Consider the following 17857-nt stretch of genomic DNA (forward strand, 5'->3'; position numbering starts at 1 on the left):
TCCGCGTAACCTGCTGCCATGACCCCAGACAGCCCCCGGCGCACCTACCACCACGGCGATCTCCGACAGGCCGTCCTCGCCGCCGCCCTCGACGTCATCGCGACCGAGGGCCCCGGCGCGCTCAGCCTGCGCGACCTCGCGCGCCGCGCGGGCGTCTCGCACGCCGCGCCCGCGCACCACTTCAAGGACCGCACGGGCCTGCTCACCGCGATCGCCGCCCAGGGATACGACCTGCTCGCCGAGGCCCTCGCGGGCGCGCCCGGCCTGCGGGAGCGCGGAGTGCGGTACGTGCGGTTCGCGGCCGCGCACCCCGCGCACTTCCAGGTCATGTTCCAGCCCGACCTGTACCGGGACCGGGCCGACGACGCCGAGCTGCTCGCCGCGAAGGCGCGCGCCTCCGCCGAGCTCCGCGCCGGCGCCGCCACGCTCGCGCCGGACCCGTCCGCCGCCCGGGACGCCGGCATCGCCGCCTGGTCCCTCGCACACGGTTTCTCGACCCTGCTGCTCACCCACAACCTGGACGACCCGCTGGGCGGGCGGGATCCGGGCGAGGTGTTCCGGACGCTGACCGGACTGCTCGGTTCCGGTCAACTCCCCGCAACGGAAGGGGAATAGCCGGAGTCGATCACGCCTTGTCCCTGTCACACGCAGTCACGCAGACACGCAGTCACGCAGACAACGGGGACCAGACATGATCAGCCGCACCACCTCCCGGCGCGCAGGGCTCGCCCTGCTCGCCGCCCTCACCCTCACCACCCTGCCCGCCACCGCCGCCACCGCGGCCGCGCCGGCCGCCCCCGCCGCCGCGCAGCCCGCCTGGCACGGCGCCTGGGCCGCTTCCCCGCAGTCCCCCACGGCCCCCTTCGGCCCCAACTGGTCCACGTCGGGCTTCGACGACCAGAGCGTGCGCCAGACCGTGCGGGTCACCACGGGCGGCACGAAGGCCCGCATCGAGCTCACCAACCGTTACGGCTCCACGCCGCTGCGGGTCACGGGCGCCACGGTGGCCCGCACGGCCAAGGGCGGTGCCGTGCAGCCCGGTTCGGTGCGCACGCTCACCTTCGGCGGCGGCCGCACGTCCGTCACCGTGCCCGCCGGCGGCACCCTCGTCAGCGACGGCGTGCCCTTCCGCACCCACGCGCTGGAGTCGGTCACCGTCACGCTGTACCTCGCGGGCCCGACCGGACCGGCCACCTTCCACAACTTCGCCTCGGCCACCAGCTACCGCGCCTCCGGCGACCACCGCGCCGACGCGTCCGGCGCGGCGTTCACCGAGACCAGCACGTCCTGGTACTACCTCTCCGGCGTCGAGGTCTCCGGCGGCCCGGCCTCCGCGCAGGGGCACCGCCGCGACGGCATCGTCGCCTTCGGCGACTCCATCACCGACGGCGTCGGCTCCACCCTCGACGCGAACAACCGCTACCCCGACGAGCTGGCCGAGCGCCTCGCCGCCACCGGCCGCCCGCGCGCCGTCCTCGACCACGGCATCGGCGGCAACGAGGTCACCAACGACACCACCTGGGCGGGCGAGAAGGCCGTCGCCCGCTTCGAGAAGGACGTGCTGACGGAGAAGGGCGTCGGCACGGTCATCCTCCTGGAGGGCATCAACGACATCGGCGGCAGCGGTCCGAGCTTCCCCGGCGGCCCGACCCCCGAGGTCTCCGTCGACAAGCTCATCGAGGGCCACCGCACCCTCATCCGCCAGGCCCACGCCCACGGCCTCAAGGTCGTCGGCGCGACGCTCACCCCGATCAAGGGCTCCTTCTACTTCACCCCGGAGAACGAGGCGAAGCGCGAGGCGTTCAACGAGTGGGTGCGCACCTCCGGCGCGTACGACACCGTCGTCGACTTCGACCGCGCCGTCGCCGACCCGGCCGACCCCGACCGCATCCTCCCGGCGTACGACTCCGGCGACCACCTGCACCCGGGCGACGCCGGCTACCGGGCGATGGCCGAGGCGCTGGACACGGACGAGCTCTGACCCATGGCGCGGCACCCGGCGCCACGGCGCCGGGTGCCGCACGGGCCGGTCACGAACCCAGGATCTCCGCCAGGAACTCGCCCGTCCACGCCAGCAGTTCGCGGCCCACCACCGGCTTTCCGCCGATCTTCCCGGTCGTCGGGCGCGGCACCAGGATCTGGTGGACGGCCGGCTTGATGACCGTCTTCGGGTACAGCCGCTTGAGCCGCAGCTCCTGCGACTCGCGCAGCTCCACCGGCGCGAAGCGGATGTTGGGACCCTGCAGCACGATCTCGCCGACACCGCAGGCGCGCGCCAGCATGCGCAGGCCGGCGACGAGGAGCAGGTTCTCGACGGGCTCGGGCAGCTTGCCGTAGCGGTCGGTGAGCTCCTCGCGCACCGCCCTGATGTCCTCCTCCGAGTTGGCGGAGGCGATCGCCCGGTACGCCTGGAGGCGCAGGCGCTCGCCCGGCGCGTAGTCGTGCGGGACGTGCGCGTCGACCGGGAGCTCGATCTTGACCTCCAGCGGCGTCTCCTCCTCCTCGCCGCCCTCCATCTGCGCCCGGTAGTCGGCGACGGCCTCGCCGACCATGCGGACGTACAGGTCGAAGCCGACGCCCGCGATGTGGCCGGACTGCTCGCCGCCGAGCAGGTTGCCCGCGCCGCGGATCTCCAGGTCCTTCATGGCCACGTACATGCCCGCGCCCATCTCGGTGTGCTGGGCGATCGTCGCGAGGCGCTCGTGGGCGGTCTCGGTCAGCGGCTTCTCCGGCGGGTACAGGAAGTAGGCGTAGCCGCGCTCGCGGCCCCGGCCGACCCGGCCGCGCAGCTGGTGCAGCTGGGAGAGGCCGAAGTTGTCGCCGCGCTCGACGATGAGGGTGTTGGCGTTGGAGATGTCGATGCCGGACTCGACGATCGTCGTCGAGACGAGCACGTCGAACTTCTTCTCCCAGAAGTCGACGACGACCTGCTCCAGGGCCTGCTCCGACATCTGCCCGTGCGCGGTCGCGATCCGCGCCTCGGGGACGATCTCGCGCAGCCGGGCCGCCGCGCGGTCGATGGACTCGACACGGTTGTGGATGTAGAACACCTGGCCCTCGCGCAGCAGTTCGCGTCGGACGGCCGCACCGATCTGCTTCTCCTCGTACGGGCCGACGAAGGTGAGGACCGGGTGCCGCTCCTCGGGCGGCGTCGTGATCGTCGACATCTCGCGGATGCCGGTGACCGCCATCTCCAGGGTGCGCGGGATCGGCGTCGCCGACATCGTCAGCACGTCGACGTTGGCCCGGAGCTTCTTCAGCTGCTCCTTGTGCTCGACGCCGAAGCGCTGCTCCTCGTCGACGATGACGAGACCGAGGTCCTTGAACTTCGTCTCGGACGAGAACAGGCGGTGGGTGCCGATGACGACGTCGACGGAGCCCTCCTTCAGGCCCTCCATCGTCGCCTTCGACTCGGTGTCCGTCTGGAAGCGGGACAACGCCCGCACGTTGACGGGGAACTGGGAGTAGCGTTCGGAGAAGGTGCCGAAGTGCTGCTGCACGAGGAGCGTCGTCGGGACGAGGACGGCGACCTGCTTGCCGTCCTGGACGGCCTTGAAGGCGGCCCGCACGGCGATCTCGGTCTTGCCGTAGCCGACGTCGCCGCAGATCAGCCGGTCCATCGGGACCGTCTTCTCCATGTCCTCCTTCACCTCGGCGATCGTCGACAGCTGGTCGGGCGTCTCCGCGTACGGGAAGGCGTCCTCCAGCTCGCGCTGCCAGGGCGTGTCGGGTCCGAAGGCGTGGCCGGGCGCGGCCATCCGGGCGCTGTACAGCTTGATCAGGTCCGCGGCGATCTCCTTGACCGCCTTCTTCGCGCGCGCCTTCGTCTTCGTCCAGTCGGCGCCGCCGAGCCGGTGCAGCGTCGGGGCCTCGCCGCCGACGTACTTGGTGACCTGGTCCAGCTGGTCCGTCGGGATGTAGAGCCGGTCGCCGGGCTGGCCGCGCTTGGCGGGGGCGTACTCGACGAGCAGGTACTCGCGGGTCGCGCCCTGCACGGTCCGCTGCACCATCTCGATGTAGCGGCCGACGCCGTGCTGCTCGTGCACGATGTAGTCGCCGACCTCCAGGGTCAGCGGGTCGATCGTCTTGCGGCGCTTGGCCGGCATCCGCTGGCCGTCCTTGCCGGCGGCCTTCTGGCCCGACAGGTCGGTCTCCGTCAGGACGGCGAGCTTCAGCTCCGCGTCGACGAAGCCGTAGTCGATCGAGCCGCAGGCCACGTGCACGACGGACGGGGCGATCTCGGTGAGGTCGGCGTCGAGACGGGCCGCGATGCCCTCGCCGCCGAGCACCTCGACGGTGCGCGACGCCGGGCCGTGCGCCTCCGTCACGTACACCGTGCGCCAGCCGTCGGCCAGCCAGCCCTTGGTGTCGGCGAGCGCGCGGGCGGTGTCGCCGCGGTACGTCTCCGGGGCGTGCATGCCCAGCTTGAGCGTGTCCCCCGCCGTGTCGGCGGCGAAGGTCTCCGTCGCGGTCTCGTCGGCGGCGAACGGGGACACCGACCACCACATCACGCCGAGCTCGCGCGCCCGGTCGCGGACGTCCGCGATCCCCCACAGCGAGGCCGCGCCGACGTCGATCGGCGCCTCGCCACCGCCCGCCGTAGCCGCCCACGACGCCTGCAGGAACTCCTGCGACGTGGCCACCAGGTCCGCGGCCCGCGTCCGCACCCGCTCCGGGTCGCACACGACCGCCATCGAGCCCTTCGGCAGGACGTCGAGCAGCAGCTCCATGTCGTCGACGAGCACCGGAGCCAGCGACTCCATGCCCTCGACGGCGATGCCCTCGGCGATCTTGCCGAGCAGCTCGCCCAGCTCGGGGTGGGCTTCGGCGAGCGCGGCGGCCCGCTCCCGCACCTCGTCGGTCAGCAGCAGCTCACGGCACGGCGGGGCCCACAGGCCGTGCTCGGCGACCTCCAGGGACCGCTGGTCGGCGACCTTGAAGTACCGGATCTCCTCGACGTCGTCGCCCCAGAACTCGATCCGGAGCGGATGCTCCTCGGTCGGCGGGAAGACGTCCAGGATGCCGCCGCGGACCGCGAACTCGCCGCGCTTCTCGACCAGCTCCACACGGGAGTACGCGGCGGCCGCCAGGCCCTCGACGATCGCGTTCAGGTCCGCCGTCTGACCGGTCCGCAGCGCCACCGGCTCCAGGTCGCCCAGGCCCTTGACCTGCGGCTGGAGCACGGAACGCACCGGTGCGACGACCACGCTGACCGGGCCGGCCGCCGGGTCGTCCGGCGACGGGTGCGCGAGCCGGCGCAGCACGGCGAGCCGGCGGCCGACCGTGTCCGAGCGGGGCGAGAGGCGCTCGTGCGGCAGCGTCTCCCACGACGGGTAGTCCACCACCGTGTCCGGGTCGAGCAGCGAGCGCAGCGCCGCCGCCAGGTCCTCGGCCTCCCGGCCCGTCGCCGTGACCGCGAGCACCGGACGGCCCGCCTCCCGCGCCAGCGCCGCCACGGCGAACGGCCGGGCCGCCGGCGGCCCGACCAGGTCGACGTGCGTGCGGTTGCCGTCCCGCGCGGCCTTCACCGCCTCGGCAAGGGCCGCGTCTCGTACGACGACATCAAGCAGACCGTGCAGGCTCATGGGTCTTCCATCCCGGCAGAGGGCAACGCGAACCGCCCGACACGTCTCACGGGCCGGGGGCTCCAGCGTACGCCGAGGCGGGGCCGGTCGCCGCGCGGTTATGGGCGGGGCGGGGGGTGCGCGCCGCGCCCGGCCGCACCGCGTCCCCCGCCCCGCCCCTGCCGTCCCCCGCTCGCCCGCTACTCGCTCGCGATCGCGTTCAGCACGTTCATCCGGCCGGCCCTGAACGCCGGCACCAGCGCCGCGAACAGGCCCACGAACGCCGAGCCCACGAACACCGCGCCGATCGTCGGCCACGGGACGTCGAGGACGCCGAGGCCCTGGAGGGCCAGCAGCTTCTGGGCCGCGGCGCCCCAGCCCATGCCGAGGCCGAGGCCGAGGAGCGCGCCGAAGAGGGCGATGACGACGGACTCCAGGCGGATCATGCGGCGCAGCTGGCGGCGGGAGAGGCCGATGGCGCGCATGAGGCCGATCTCGCGGGTCCGCTCGACGACCGAGAGGGCGAGCGTGTTCACCACGCCGAGGACGGCGACGATGATCGCGAGGGCGAGGAGGCCGTAGACGATGTCGAGGAGCTGGCCGACCTGGTCCTTCAGCTGCCGCTTGTAGTCGGCCTGGTCGGCGACCTGGTACTGCGGGTAGGGCTTCAGGGCGGTCTTCAGCGCCGCGTACGCCGCGTCCGCGCGGCCGTCCCGGGCCGTGCCGAAGAGGAGGAAGCTCTTCGGCATCCGGTCGGCGGGCACGTACCGCTCCGCCGTCGCCAGGGCGAGGGACATCCGGCCCTTGTCCGTCTGTGTGGCGTCGGACGTGATCGCCGCGACCCGCAGCGTGGCCGGCCGGCCACCGGTGAAGGCGACGGTGAGCCGGTCGCCGACCCTGACGCCGTGCCGGCCGGCGTAGTCGCTGCCGACGGCCATCGCGCCCGGCCCGTACGCGTCCGCGAGCCGGCCCGCGGTGGTCTTGCGGCGCACGTCGCGCGCGTACGACGGGTCGGCGGCGACCAGGCCGGTCTTCTCGGCCTTCCCGCGCCCGTCCGTCACCGTGGCGTCGACCCACTTGTAGCGGGTCGTGTGGTCGAGCCCGGCGGCCTTCGCGACGGCCGCCTCGGCCTGCGGCACGATCGGCTGGCCGTTCGGCGACCGGACGATGAAGTCGGCGCCGACGGACCGGTCGAGCTCCTGTGTGGCGGAGGCGACCATCGACGAGCCGACGACCGACAGACAGGCGACGAGCGCGAGGCCGATCATCAGGGCGGCGCCGGTGGCTCCGGTACGCCGCGGGTTGCGCAGCGCGTTGCGTTCGGCCATGCGGCCGACGGGCCCGAAGACGCGGAGCACGACCGCGCCGAGGACGCGCACGACACCGCCCGCGAGGAGCGGGCCGACGACGACGAAGCCGAGGAGGGACAGGACGACGCCGGCGCCGAGCCACAGGGAGCCCGGGCCGGCCTCGTCGGCCCGGGTCGCGACCCACAGCGCTGCCGCGCCCGCGGCGGTCAGGAGCAGGCCGACTCCGGCGCGCACGGCGCCCGCCGCGCCGTCGGCGGGCGTGCCGGCGTCGCGCAGGGCGGCCATCGGCGAGACCTTGGCGGCCCGCCGGGCCGGCACGAAGGCGGCGACGACGGTGACGACGACCCCGAGGACGATGCCGGCGACGGGCGTGGTCCAGCGGACGGTGAGGTCCTCGGTCGACAGGTTCATGCCGGTCGCCGACATGAGCTTCATCAGCCCGACGGCGAGCCCCACGCCCGCCCCGACACCGGCGGCCGAGCCGACGACGCCGAGCAGCAGGGCCTCGACGAGCACGGAACGGTTGATCTGGCGGCGCGAGGAGCCGATGGCCCGCATCAGGCCGATCTCGCGGGTGCGCTGGGCGACCAGCATCGAGAAGGTGTTGACGATGAGGAAGATGCCGACGAGGAAGGCGATCCCGGCGAAGCCGAGCATCGCGTACTTCATGACGTCGAGGAAGCCCGCGACGTCCTCGCGGCCGGCGTCGGCGGTCTCGGCGGCGGTCTGCAGCCGGTAGCCCGCGCCGATCTCCTCCGCCACGGCCGCCCTCAGCCGCGTGTCGCTCACACCCGGCGCCGCGTCGGCCGTGACGTGCGTGAACACGCCTTCCCGGCCGAGGAGTTCGCGCTGCGCGGTGGCGGTGTCGAACCAGACGAGCGTGGCACCGGGGTTCGTCACCTTGAACGCGGCGATGCCGGAGATCCGCGCCCGGAAGTCACCGGTGACGGCGATCGTGCGCAGCTCGTCACCGATCTCCAGGTGGTGCTTGGCGGCCGTGCCCGCGTCGACGACGACCTCGGTCGGGCCGCGCGGCGGGTGGCCGGAGGCGATCTCGACCGAACGCAGCTCGTTCGGCGTCCAGTTGACGGCGATGGTCGGGGCGCCGGAGGTGGGTCCGACGTTCTCGTCGCGGGAGTCGACGACGGTGACGGCCGTCGAGGTGACCAGCCCCTGGACGTTACGGGCGCCGTCGACGGCCCTCACCCGCGCGACGAGCGAGCCGGGCAGCGCCTCGGGCCGGCCGGTCTGCGGCATCTCGCCGTTCCCGGCGGCGCCTTTCGGGCTGACCGTGACGTCGGACGCGGTGGTGGCGAAGAGCTTGTCGAAGGTGGTGTTCATGGTGTCGCTGAACACCAGGGTGCCGCAGACGAAGGCGACGGAGAGCAGGACGGCGACGGCGGACAGCGCCATCCGGCCCTTGTGCGCGAGGAAGTTGCGCATCGAGGTCCTGAGGACGGCTCCGCTCATGACGTACGCCCCCGCGCGTCGAAGTCCTTCATGCGGTCGAGGACCTGGTCGGCGGTCGGCGAGGTCATCTCGTCGACGATCCGGCCGTCGGCGAGGTAGAGGACGCGGTCGGCGTAGGAGGCGGCGACGGGGTCGTGGGTGACCATGACGATGGTCTGGCCGAGCTCGTCGACGGACTGCCGCAGGAAGCCGAGCACCTCCGCCCCGGCCCGCGAGTCCAGGTTTCCGGTCGGCTCGTCACCGAAGATGATCTCGGGCCGGGCGGCGAGCGCGCGGGCCACGGCGACGCGCTGCTGCTGGCCGCCGGAGAGCTGCGAGGGGCGGTGGGAGAGCCGGCCGGACAGGCCGACGGTCTCGACGACCCGCGCCAGCCACTCGGCGTCCGGCTTGCGGCCGGCGATGTCCATCGGCAGCGTGATGTTCTCCAGGGCGCTCAGCGTCGGCAGCAGGTTGAACGCCTGGAAGACGAACCCGATCCGGTCGCGCCGCAGTCGGGTGAGCTTCTTGTCCTTCAGGGCGGTGATCTCGGTCTCGTCGAGGAAGATCCGGCCGCCGCTGACGGTGTCGAGCCCGGCGAGGCAGTGCATCAGCGTGGACTTGCCGGAGCCCGAGGGCCCCATAATCGCGGTGAACTCGCCGCGGGCGATGTCCACGTCGACGTGGTCGAGCGCGACGACCCGGGTCTCCCCGGACCCGTACGCCTTGACGACCTGCCGCGCCCGCGCGGCGACGGCCGTACGCCCTCCGGTACCCCCGGGCCTGCGGATGGTCACAGCCGAAGTCACGGTGTGTCTCCCCATGTGTCGGTCGGAACGGATGTCCGGCCGGAACGGATGTCCCGGTCGGAACGGATGTCCGGGCGCGCGCTCGCCTCGTAAGAACAAGCTAAGGACGGCGGGCTCGCGGCTCGTCCTCCGCCGGTACGAGCGGGCCCTGGGCTGTATGGGGGAGGGCCCCCTAGGGGTTCCTCCGACCCAGGTACCGGTGAGAGGCTGCCCCGGGCGCACTTAGATGTACGAAGCATCCGCCGCGGCGGGGCGGGAAGAGGGGTGGGCCGGTGTCCGAGACCGGGGCGACCGCGAGACGGGCGACACGAGCGGCGCCGGGGGCCGGCACGACCCGGCGCGGGCCGGTCGTCGCCGCGCTGATGCTGAGCATGGCGCTGGTCTCGCTCGACAGCACGGTCGTCGCCACCGCCGTGCCGCAGATCGTCGGCGACCTCGGCGGACTGTCGGTCTTCTCCTGGCTGTTCTCGGGCTATCTGCTGGCCGTGACGGTCACCCTGCCGGTCTACGGCAAGCTCAGCGACACCTTCGGCCGCAAACCGGTCCTCGTGGCCGGCATCGTGCTCTTCCTCGCCGGCTCCGTCCTGTGCGCCTCCGCCTGGGACATGGGCTCGCTCATCGCCTTCCGCGTCGTGCAGGGCCTGGGCGGCGGCGCCCTCCAGGGCACGGTCCAGACGATCGCCGCCGACCTCTACCCGCTGAAGGAACGCCCCCGCATCCAGGCCCGGCTCTCCTCCGTCTGGGCGACCTCCGCCGTCGCGGGGCCGGCGGCGGGCGGACTGCTCGCCGGGTACGCGGACTGGCGCTGGATCTTCCTGGTCAACCTGCCGCTGGGCGGGGCGGCGCTGTGGCTGATCGGCCGCCACCTGGTGGAGCCCCGCAGATCTGCCCCGGGCGATCCCGTAGGGGACGGGGAACGGGGCAGGGACGGCATACGGGGCGGGGACGGCGTACGGGGCGGGGACGGCGTGCCGGTCGGGGCGCGGGCTCGGCGGCGGGTGAGCGTGGACTGGGCCGGGGCGCTGGCCGTCTTCGGCACCGGGACGCTGCTCCTGTCCGGGCTCGTCCAGGGCGGCGTGGCCTGGCCCTGGCTGTCGGCGCCGTCGCTCGGCCTGTTCGGCGGGGCGGCCGCGCTCGCCGCCCTGACCGTCGTCATCGAACGGCGGGCCGCCGAGCCGATCATCCCCGGCTGGGTCTGGCGCCGCCGCACCATCGCCGCCGTCAACCTGGCGCTCGGCGCGCTCGGCCTGGTGATGGTCGCGCCGACCGTCTTCCTCCCCACGTACGCCCAGGCCGTCCTCGGCCTCGGCCCGATCGCGGCCGGGTTCGTGCTGTCCGCGATGCCGCTCGGCTGGCCGGTCACCGCGGCCCTCGCCAACCGGCTCTACACCCGCATCGGCTTCCGGCAGACCGCGCTGCTCGGCATGACGCTGGCGCTGCTCGTCCTGCTCGCCTTCCCGCTGCTGCCCTTCCCCGGCGAGCCCTGGCAGCCGGCGCTGCTCATGCTGCTGCTCGGCGCGGCGCTCGGCTTCTTCCAGCTGCCGCTGGTGGTGGGCGTGCAGTCGACCGTGCCGTACGAGGAGCGGGGCACGACGACGGCGTCGGTGCTGTTCGTCCGGCAGATCGGGCAGAGCGTGGGCGCGGCCCTGTTCGGGGCCGTCGCCAACGGCGTGCTGGCCGCCCGGGTGGGCGGCGGGCACGAAAACGGACACGGGGACGGGAGCGGGAGCGGCGGCGGGGACCTGGACCGTCTCGTCCACGACCTGAACACGCCGGGCGTGCTGACCGAGGCGGCCGCCGACCGGCTGCGGCACGCGGTCGCCACCGCCGTCGACTCCGTCTACCTGGGCGCGGCGGTCGCGGCCGCCCTCGCCGTCGTGGTCCTGCTGACGATCGCCCCGCGCCGCTTCCCGGTCCTGAAGGAGGAGCCCGAGGCGGACGAGGGCGAGCCCGTGAACCCCTAGGGGACGGCCTCCGGCACCCGGACCGCGACCCGGACCGGGCCGACGACGGTGAACGGGATCCGCAGGTTCTCGCAGAGCCGGCGGGCCCGGCACAGCGCGCTCAGGCTGGCCGGGGACGGATCCGCGGTGGGGAGCTGGACGCGGACGAGGCGCGGCCGGTGGGAGTGGACGAGGGCTTCGGTCTCCAGGAAGGCGGCGCCGCGGCTGGTGACGTCGAGGTCGCGCAGGAGCGACACGTGCAGGACGCCGTCCTCGAAGGCGTGGTCAACGATCATCACGATCTCCTTCCCCCGCACGACGGGCCGGCGCGCACCGCGGGGTCCAGGAGGACGAGCGGGGCGGACGACGGCCCGCACAACGGCGGGCGGATCTCCGGCACGTGCCGCCGGGGGCGGCGGACGGGGCCGCGTCGCGACCACGTCCGGCCTGGCCGGGGAACCTCGCCGGGCTCGTACGGACCAGGCTAGGCGGACCTGCCCGTTGATCGCACCCGAAGGGCGGACACGGTCACGGCGAGCGGGACGACGGCGAGGAGTTCGCCGGTCGCGCCCGTCCACAGGGCCGCCCGCACGCCCAGGTGCTCGCCGATCAGCCCGCCCGCCAGGGCGCCCAGCGGCATGCAGCCCCACACCACGAACCGCACGGTCGCCGTCACCCGGCCCAGCAGGGCCGGCGGGCAGATCCGCTGCCGCAGCGCCACCGAACCGATCTTGAAGGGCATGAAGGCGGTCCAGCCGAGCCCCTGGAGCGCCACGGCGACCGCGAAACGCCAGTCCGCCTGGAAGAACGGCAGCGCCGCCAGCCACAGCACCCCGCTGAGGACCACCGAGGCCCCCATCGCCCGCAGCTCGCCGAACCGCTCGGACACCCGGGCCGTCAGCAGGCTGCCGAGGAGGCCGCCGATCGCCTCCGCCATGAAGACGAGCCCGCACAGGAACGGCGAGAGCCGCAGCTCCCCCGCGAGCAGCACGAGCAGCATGGACGCGCCGACCGTGCCGCACAGATTGGAGATCGCGGCGGTGAGGGTGAGCCCGCGCAGCACCGGCGTGCGGAACACGAACCGCAGCCCCTCGCCGATCTCGTCCCGCAGCCGCGCCTGTGCCGGCCGGGCCTCCGGGCGCGGATCGGGGCGCGAGATCCGGCCGAGGAGGAGGGCGGAGCCGAGGTAGGTGGCCGCGTTCACGACGATCGCGACCGGCGCCGTGACGGCCGCGATCAGCGCGCCGCCGAGCCCCGGGCCGCCGGCGGCGGTGATCGTACGGGTCGACTCCAGGGCCGCGTTGGCGGCCATCAGCCGCTCCTCGTCGACGAGTCGGGGCAGCAGGCTCTGGTACGCGATGTCGAAGAACGCGGTGCTGACGGAGAGCCCGAAGGCGACCGCGTACAGCTGCGGCAGGCCGAGCACGCCGAGCCAGGCGGCGACCGGCAGGGTCGCCAGGAGCAGGGCGCGGACCAGGTCGTTCACGATCATCACGCGGCGCCGGCGCATCCGGTCCACCCAGGCCCCGGCGGGCAGCCCGACCAGCAGGAAGCCCAGGTACTCGCACATGACGAGCAGCCCCGCCTGGAACGGGGAGGCGCCGAGCGGGCCGATCGCGACGAGCGGCAGCGCGAGGACGGTGACCGCCGTGCCGGCCTGGCTGACGGTGTCGCCGATCCACAGCCTGCGGAAGTCCGCGATCCGGTGCAGCCCGGGCGGGGAGGGGGTGAGGGTGGTCGTCATGCGGGGGACCTCATCACCCGGCGCGGCCCGCACCCATTGTTTTAGCCTGGGCTAAAAGGAAGCAGCGGGGGAAGAGGGGGCCGGGCGGTTGGGCGGCATACGGTTCGGGGCGGACGATCTCGCCCAGCTGAGGTTCGCGATCTCACCGCTGTGGGAGACGGTCGCCGCGCTGCGGGCGGTCGCCGACCCGGGCGGCCACGCCCTCCATCTGCCCTGGATCAAACGGGCGTTGGCGCTTCCCCGGCCGGCCCTCCCGGCCGGGCTCGCCGTCCCGGCGCCGCGATGTCCGCTCGCCGAGTTCGAGGAGGAGCTCTCGGCGCTGGACGGGCCGGGCGGCGAGGCGCTGCGCGCCTGGTGGGAGGCGGCCGTCCGGCCGCACTGGCCGCGCGTCCGGGCCGCACTGGAGGCCGATCTCGCCCACAGGACACGGCAGTTGGCCGAGGACGGCATCCAGGAGATGCTGACCCGGCTGCACCCGAACCTGCGCTGGACCGGCGAACGCCTTGAGTCCCCGGAGCTCGACCGAGGCGAACTCACCCTGGACGGCGGCGGGCTGACTCTCGCACCGAGCGCCTTCGCGGCTCGCTGCGTACTGCTGCCGGGCCGGCCCGGCACGCCGCCGTGCCTGGTGTACCCGGCCCGCGCGGTGGGGCTGCTGTGGGAACGCGGGGCCGCGGCCGGTGACGGGCTCGCCCGGCTCCTCGGCCGCACCAGGGCGGAGCTGCTGACCCGTACGACCACCCCGTCCACGACCACGGCCCTCGCCGCGCAGACCGGCCTGACGCCGGGCGCGGTCTCGCAGCATCTGGCGGTGCTGCGCGACACGGGCCTGGTGACCGGCCACCGCTACCGGCGCGAGGTGTACTACCGGGCGAGCGAGCTGGGCCGTTCGCTGCTCGCGGGCGCGGCCTGACCGTCCTCGGGGTCGGGCTCGGGGCCGGACGGGCGCTAGCCGGCCTCGGGGCCGGCCTCGGGGTCGGGCTCGGGGCCGGGCTCGGGGCCGGACGGGCGCTAGCCGTCCTCGGGGTCGGGGGCGTCGGTCCCGGCGACGCGGCCCGTCAGGGCCGCCAGCGAGGCGCGGATGTGTTCCATGTGGGAGTGGATCTCGTCGCGGGCCTCCTCGTGCTCGCGCAGCACCCGCTCCGTCTCGCGCTCGATCCGCTCCTGCTTCAGGCGCGCCTCGGCGAGCAGCGCCGCCGCCTTCGCCTCGGCGTCCTCCTGGCCGTGCCGGGCGGCCTCCTCGGTCTCGGCGAGGGCCCGCCGGTCCTCGTCGAGCGCGGCCTCGGCCAGCGCGGTCGACTCGTCGTGGCGGGCGGTCTGTTCGGCCACGCGCGCCGCTTCCTCGCGGTCGGCCGTCTCGCGCCGTGCCGACTGCTCCTCGTGCTGCCGCGCGAGCAGGGCGGCGGCCTCGCGCTCGACGGCCTCGAAGGCGGTACGGGCCTCGGCGCGCTGTTCGTCGGCGTCTCGCCGCGCGTCGGCGCGCAGTTCCTCGGCGCGCTCGCCGGCCGCCGCCAGGTGCGCGCGGGCCGCCGTCTCGGCCGCGGTCCGCACGCCCTGCGCGTACGCCCCGGCCGCGGCCGCCGCCTCCTGGCCGGCCTCTTCCGCCGCCGCCGCGAGCGACTGCGCCTCGGCCTCCGCGGCCCGTACGAGCGCGTCCTCCTCGGCCTCCGCGAGCTCCAGGATCCGCTGGGCGCGCTCGCCCAGGGACTCGTAACGCTGCGGCGCGAGCGCGGCGACGACCTCGCGGAGCCGGGCCGCCTCCGCCTCCGTCTCCTCGGCCAGGACGGTCAGTCGTGCCGCCCGCTCCCGGGCGGCGTCGCGCTCTGACAAGAGCGCGGCCACGTACCGGTCGACCTGCTCCGGGCGATAGCCGCGGCGGCCGAAGGATCCCGTGGAGAAGCTCATGTAATAAGAATGCGGCATCAGAACGGACAAAAGGCGCCCGACGTGAATACACGTCGAGCGCCTTTGGTCACATTGCACGAGGCCGCTCAGGGGCGAACCGAAACGGCCGGACCAGAGCCGCGGCCAGGCGCCGCGCCAGGCGTCGCGGCCCCGGCCATGATCCGCCGGACAGGCCCTAGAGCAGACCGTCCCACATCTGCTCCAGCAGGACCGACCACCAGTTCTCCGGCGACGACAGCGCCGCCGGGTCCAGCATCGCCAGCTGCGCCTGGAAGTCCACCGTCCAGCGGCCCGCCTGCTCCGGGTTGAGCCCGAAACGCAGCCGCCACATCCGGCCCAGCAGCGCCAGGCAGCGCACGAACTCCGGCAGCCCCGAGTTCACGAACTGCGGCGGCACCGACTGCCCGCCCGGACCCGCCTCCACCGGCACGGCCACGATGTTCGCCGTCCCGTACTGCACGCAGATCGCCCGGCCGAAGTCCGAACCCAGCACGAGGTACGAACTCGCGTCCGCCGCCGGCTGGACCTGCCGCTGGGCCGCCAGCTCCGCGAGCGTCGGGATCACCGGCATCGCCGGCTGCGCCCAGAAGAACGGTCCGAAGTCCGCCGGCAGCCCCGCCCACAGGAGCGTGACCGCCACCACCTCCGGCACGCCCTGCCGGGACACCGCACGCTGGTCGAAGCGCAGGAGCCCCGGCCCGAACGCCCCCGCCAGCTCCTGCGCGACCCCGTCCGGCGGCAGCGGCGGCGCCGGCTGCACCTGCGGCAGCGGCGCACGGACCGGAGCCGGACGCGCCGGACCGTCCGCGACCTGGTGCAGCTCGCCCTGGTGGGTGAGGAGTTGCCGCATGCCCTGCTGACGGCCCGCGTGATCACGGCCGTACGGCGCGATGTTGGTCACCCGCGCCTGCGGCCACGTCTCCCGGATCATCCGCGCGCAGTAACCGCCCGGCAGCTCGCACGACTCCAACTCCGTGTGCAGTTCCAGCACTTGCTGCGGCGGCACGTTCAGCGCGCGCAGCTCGTGCAGGATCTGCCACTCGGGGTGCGGCGTGCCCGGCGCGGAACGGCGGATGATCTGCTGCTCCGAACCGTCGGGCGCACGGTAGCGCAGCACGGCCTGGTAGCCCGGACCGACGGTCGGCTGACCGGTCGGCTGCGGCTGCGGATAGCCGTACGCGGGCGCCTGGCCCTGTACGGGCGCGGGCGCCGGCCCCGGCGGCGGAGGCGGCCCGGCCGGACCGGGCTGCGCCAGCATCGTCGCCGCGTGCGCGACCCCACCGGGCGGCGTGCCCGCCCCGGGCACACCCGGCGGCGGAGGCGGCGGCGGAGGCGCGCCGGGACCGCCCTGGTTCGGGTGCGCCAGCATCGTCGCCGCGTGCGCGACCCCGCCCGGCGGCGTCCCCGCGCCCGTGCCCGTGCCCGCCCCCGGCATGCCCGGCGGCGGAGGCGGGGGCGGCGGCGCGCCCGGACCGCCCTGGTTCGGATGCGCGAGCATCGTCGCCGCGTGGTGCACGGCGGGCGGCGGAGTCGGCGTCCCGGGAGGCCCGGGCGGCGCCGGCGGGCCGTCCGGCAGCTGCGACACCAACTGCGTGCGCACGTAGCCACCGGGCGGCGGCGGCGCCTTGCTCGTCGCGGCGGCCGCGATGTCCGCCGCCCCGGACGCCGGCGCCGGCGAGGAGGGCGCGGGCGGCGGAGTCGGCGCGGACGGCGGCGCGGACGGAGCATTCGGGGCCGACGGCGGCGCGGACGGCGGCATCGGCGCGGAGGGAGGAGCCGGCGGCGTGGCGGGCGCGCCCTGGCCGAACGTCCCGTCCGCGTTCATCCGCGGCGCGATCGCCGTCGCCGGCAGCGCGCTCCCGCCCTTCATCAGCGCGGTCGGCGCGTCCGCCCCCACCGCCGGCGGCGGCGTGTCCTCGTCGTCCGCCCCGGACAACGGCGGCGCGAACACCGTCGCGGGCAGCGGCACGGCTCCGTCGGCCCCGCCGGCACTGGCGTTGGCATCGGCCCAGGGGCTCGGGGCGGCGGCACCGGCCTCGGGAGCGGGCACGGGCGCGGGTGCGGGAACGGGCGCGGCCTCGGGAACGGGTGCGGGCGCGGGCGCGGGCGCGGGTGCGGGCGCGGCCTCGGGAACGGGTGCGGGTGCGGGCGCGGGCGCGGGAACGGCCCCGAGCACGGCGGTGGCCGCGGAGGCCCCGACGCCGGGCGTGCCGGCGGGCGCGGAGGGCGCCGCGTCGGCAGGGGCGGCGCCCGGCACGGGCGGAACGGCGTCCGCCGTGGCCGAAGCGGCCTCCGGCGCGGACGGCACGGCCGGAGCCGCGGCCCCGGATCCGGCCGCGTCGGCGGGCATGCCGCCCGGCGCCGACGGCGTACCGGCAGAGCCCGCACCCGCGTCCGCGTCCGCTTCCGTCTCGGCGGCGGACGAGTCGTTCTTCGCCGCGCCGGCGGCGACACCGGACTCCGCGGCGGAGCCCGTACCCGAAGCCTCGTCGGAGCCGACAGCGCCGGGGCCACCGGCGGACGCACCCGCGCCCTCGGACCCGGCCGAGCCGGAGCCCGCCGCCGAGGCGTCCGCCGGCGTGGCGTCCGCGGACGCCGCCCACGGCGACGCCGACCCCTCGGCCGAGGCATCCGGCGCACCGGCACCGGCACCGGCCGAAGCACCGGCACCAGCCGGGGCTCCCGCGCCCAGCCCCGTCGACGCCTCCGCGCCCGTCGACTCACCCGTCGCCTGCGACGCGTTCGACGACACCGGCGGCAGACCGATCTTGTCCGCGGCCTCCTGGAGCCATTCCGGAGGGCTCAACAGGAAGGACGTCTGATTGAGGTCGATACGGGGCGCCGCCTGGGCCGGAACCGACGGGGCCGACTCGGCGGCCGCGCCGTACTCCTCCTCGTAACGGCGGATGACCTCACCCACCGGAAGCCCCGGCCACAGCGTCGCCTCACCGCTGTCACGGGCGATGACGAGACGCAGCCGGTCGCCGTCCGGCGTCCGCGTCGCCTCCCGGTCCTCGGCCCACACCACGAAACCGAGCGCGAACTCGCGCACCCGCACCTCGCGGTGCAGATACGCCGGCACATCGCCGTTGATCCATTCCTCGGCGCGCTCCTGCGCCTGCGCGAAGGTCACCAC

General features: G+C 74.9%; 11 protein-coding genes. 4 read left to right on the forward strand and 7 right to left on the reverse strand.

What is annotated here, in order from left to right; genetic code table 11:
* Positions 1-18 precede the first annotated feature (18 nt).
* Together ACFYU9_RS33925 and ACFYU9_RS33930 are read left to right on the forward strand one after the other, a co-directional pair.
* On the forward strand, positions 19-615 hold the full coding sequence (locus tag ACFYU9_RS33925; protein ID WP_389347384.1) for a TetR/AcrR family transcriptional regulator: 597 nt from the start codon (positions 19-21) through the stop codon (positions 613-615).
* Between the two features lie 76 nt (positions 616-691).
* Positions 692-1981: an SGNH/GDSL hydrolase family protein gene (locus tag ACFYU9_RS33930; protein ID WP_389215719.1), complete on the forward strand. Its 1290-nt coding sequence runs from the start codon at positions 692-694 to the stop codon at positions 1979-1981.
* Between the two features lie 49 nt (positions 1982-2030).
* Here ACFYU9_RS33930 and mfd read toward each other — a convergent pair whose 3' ends face one another.
* The 3 genes from mfd to ACFYU9_RS33945 form a co-directional block, all read right to left on the reverse strand.
* Positions 2031-5585 (reverse strand): transcription-repair coupling factor, encoded by a 3555-nt coding sequence (mfd, locus tag ACFYU9_RS33935; protein WP_389347386.1) that lies wholly within the window; start codon positions 5583-5585, stop codon positions 2031-2033.
* 179 nt (positions 5586-5764) lie between these two features.
* Positions 5765-8344, reverse strand: coding sequence for an ABC transporter permease (locus tag ACFYU9_RS33940; protein ID WP_389347388.1), 2580 nt, complete (start codon positions 8342-8344; stop codon positions 5765-5767).
* Entirely contained in the window at positions 8341-9129 is a 789-nt protein-coding gene (locus ACFYU9_RS33945) for an ABC transporter ATP-binding protein (RefSeq protein ID WP_389215710.1), read from the reverse strand. Before ACFYU9_RS33945 ends, ACFYU9_RS33940 begins: the two co-directional genes overlap by 4 nt.
* Positions 9130-9401: 272 nt before the next feature.
* Here ACFYU9_RS33945 and ACFYU9_RS33950 point away from each other — a divergent pair, with 272 nt between their 5' ends.
* Complete coding sequence (locus tag ACFYU9_RS33950; protein ID WP_389347390.1) at positions 9402-11093, forward strand: MFS transporter; 1692 nt, start codon at positions 9402-9404, stop codon at positions 11091-11093.
* On the opposite strand, the gene ACFYU9_RS33955 is transcribed toward ACFYU9_RS33950, so the two are convergent.
* Entirely contained in the window at positions 11090-11368 is a 279-nt protein-coding gene (locus ACFYU9_RS33955; RefSeq protein WP_389215704.1) for a hypothetical protein, read from the reverse strand. The genes ACFYU9_RS33950 and ACFYU9_RS33955 overlap by 4 nt on opposite strands.
* 188 nt (positions 11369-11556) lie before the next feature.
* Positions 11557-12816, reverse strand: coding sequence for an MFS transporter (locus tag ACFYU9_RS33960; RefSeq protein WP_389347392.1), 1260 nt, complete (start codon positions 12814-12816; stop codon positions 11557-11559).
* An 88-nt stretch (positions 12817-12904) separates the two neighbouring features.
* On the opposite strand from ACFYU9_RS33960, the gene ACFYU9_RS33965 reads away from it, so the two are divergent.
* Positions 12905-13729 carry a DUF5937 family protein gene (locus ACFYU9_RS33965; protein ID WP_389347394.1) on the forward strand — a complete coding sequence of 275 codons (825 nt, stop codon included), beginning with the start codon at positions 12905-12907 and terminating at the stop codon, positions 13727-13729.
* A gap of 98 nt (positions 13730-13827) precedes the next feature.
* Here ACFYU9_RS33965 and ACFYU9_RS33970 read toward each other — a convergent pair whose 3' ends face one another.
* Together ACFYU9_RS33970 and ACFYU9_RS33975 are read right to left on the reverse strand one after the other, a co-directional pair.
* Positions 13828-14721 carry a cellulose-binding protein gene (locus ACFYU9_RS33970; RefSeq protein ID WP_389215695.1) on the reverse strand — a complete coding sequence of 298 codons (894 nt, stop codon included), beginning with the start codon at positions 14719-14721 and terminating at the stop codon, positions 13828-13830.
* A 175-nt stretch (positions 14722-14896) separates the two neighbouring features.
* Positions 14897-17857, reverse strand: coding sequence for an SUKH-4 family immunity protein (locus ACFYU9_RS33975; protein WP_389347396.1), 2961 nt, complete (start codon positions 17855-17857; stop codon positions 14897-14899).

The sequence above is a fragment of the Streptomyces sp. NPDC004327 genome (assembly GCF_042873935.1).
In the GTDB taxonomy this organism is placed as follows: Bacteria; Actinomycetota; Actinomycetes; order Streptomycetales; family Streptomycetaceae; genus Streptomyces.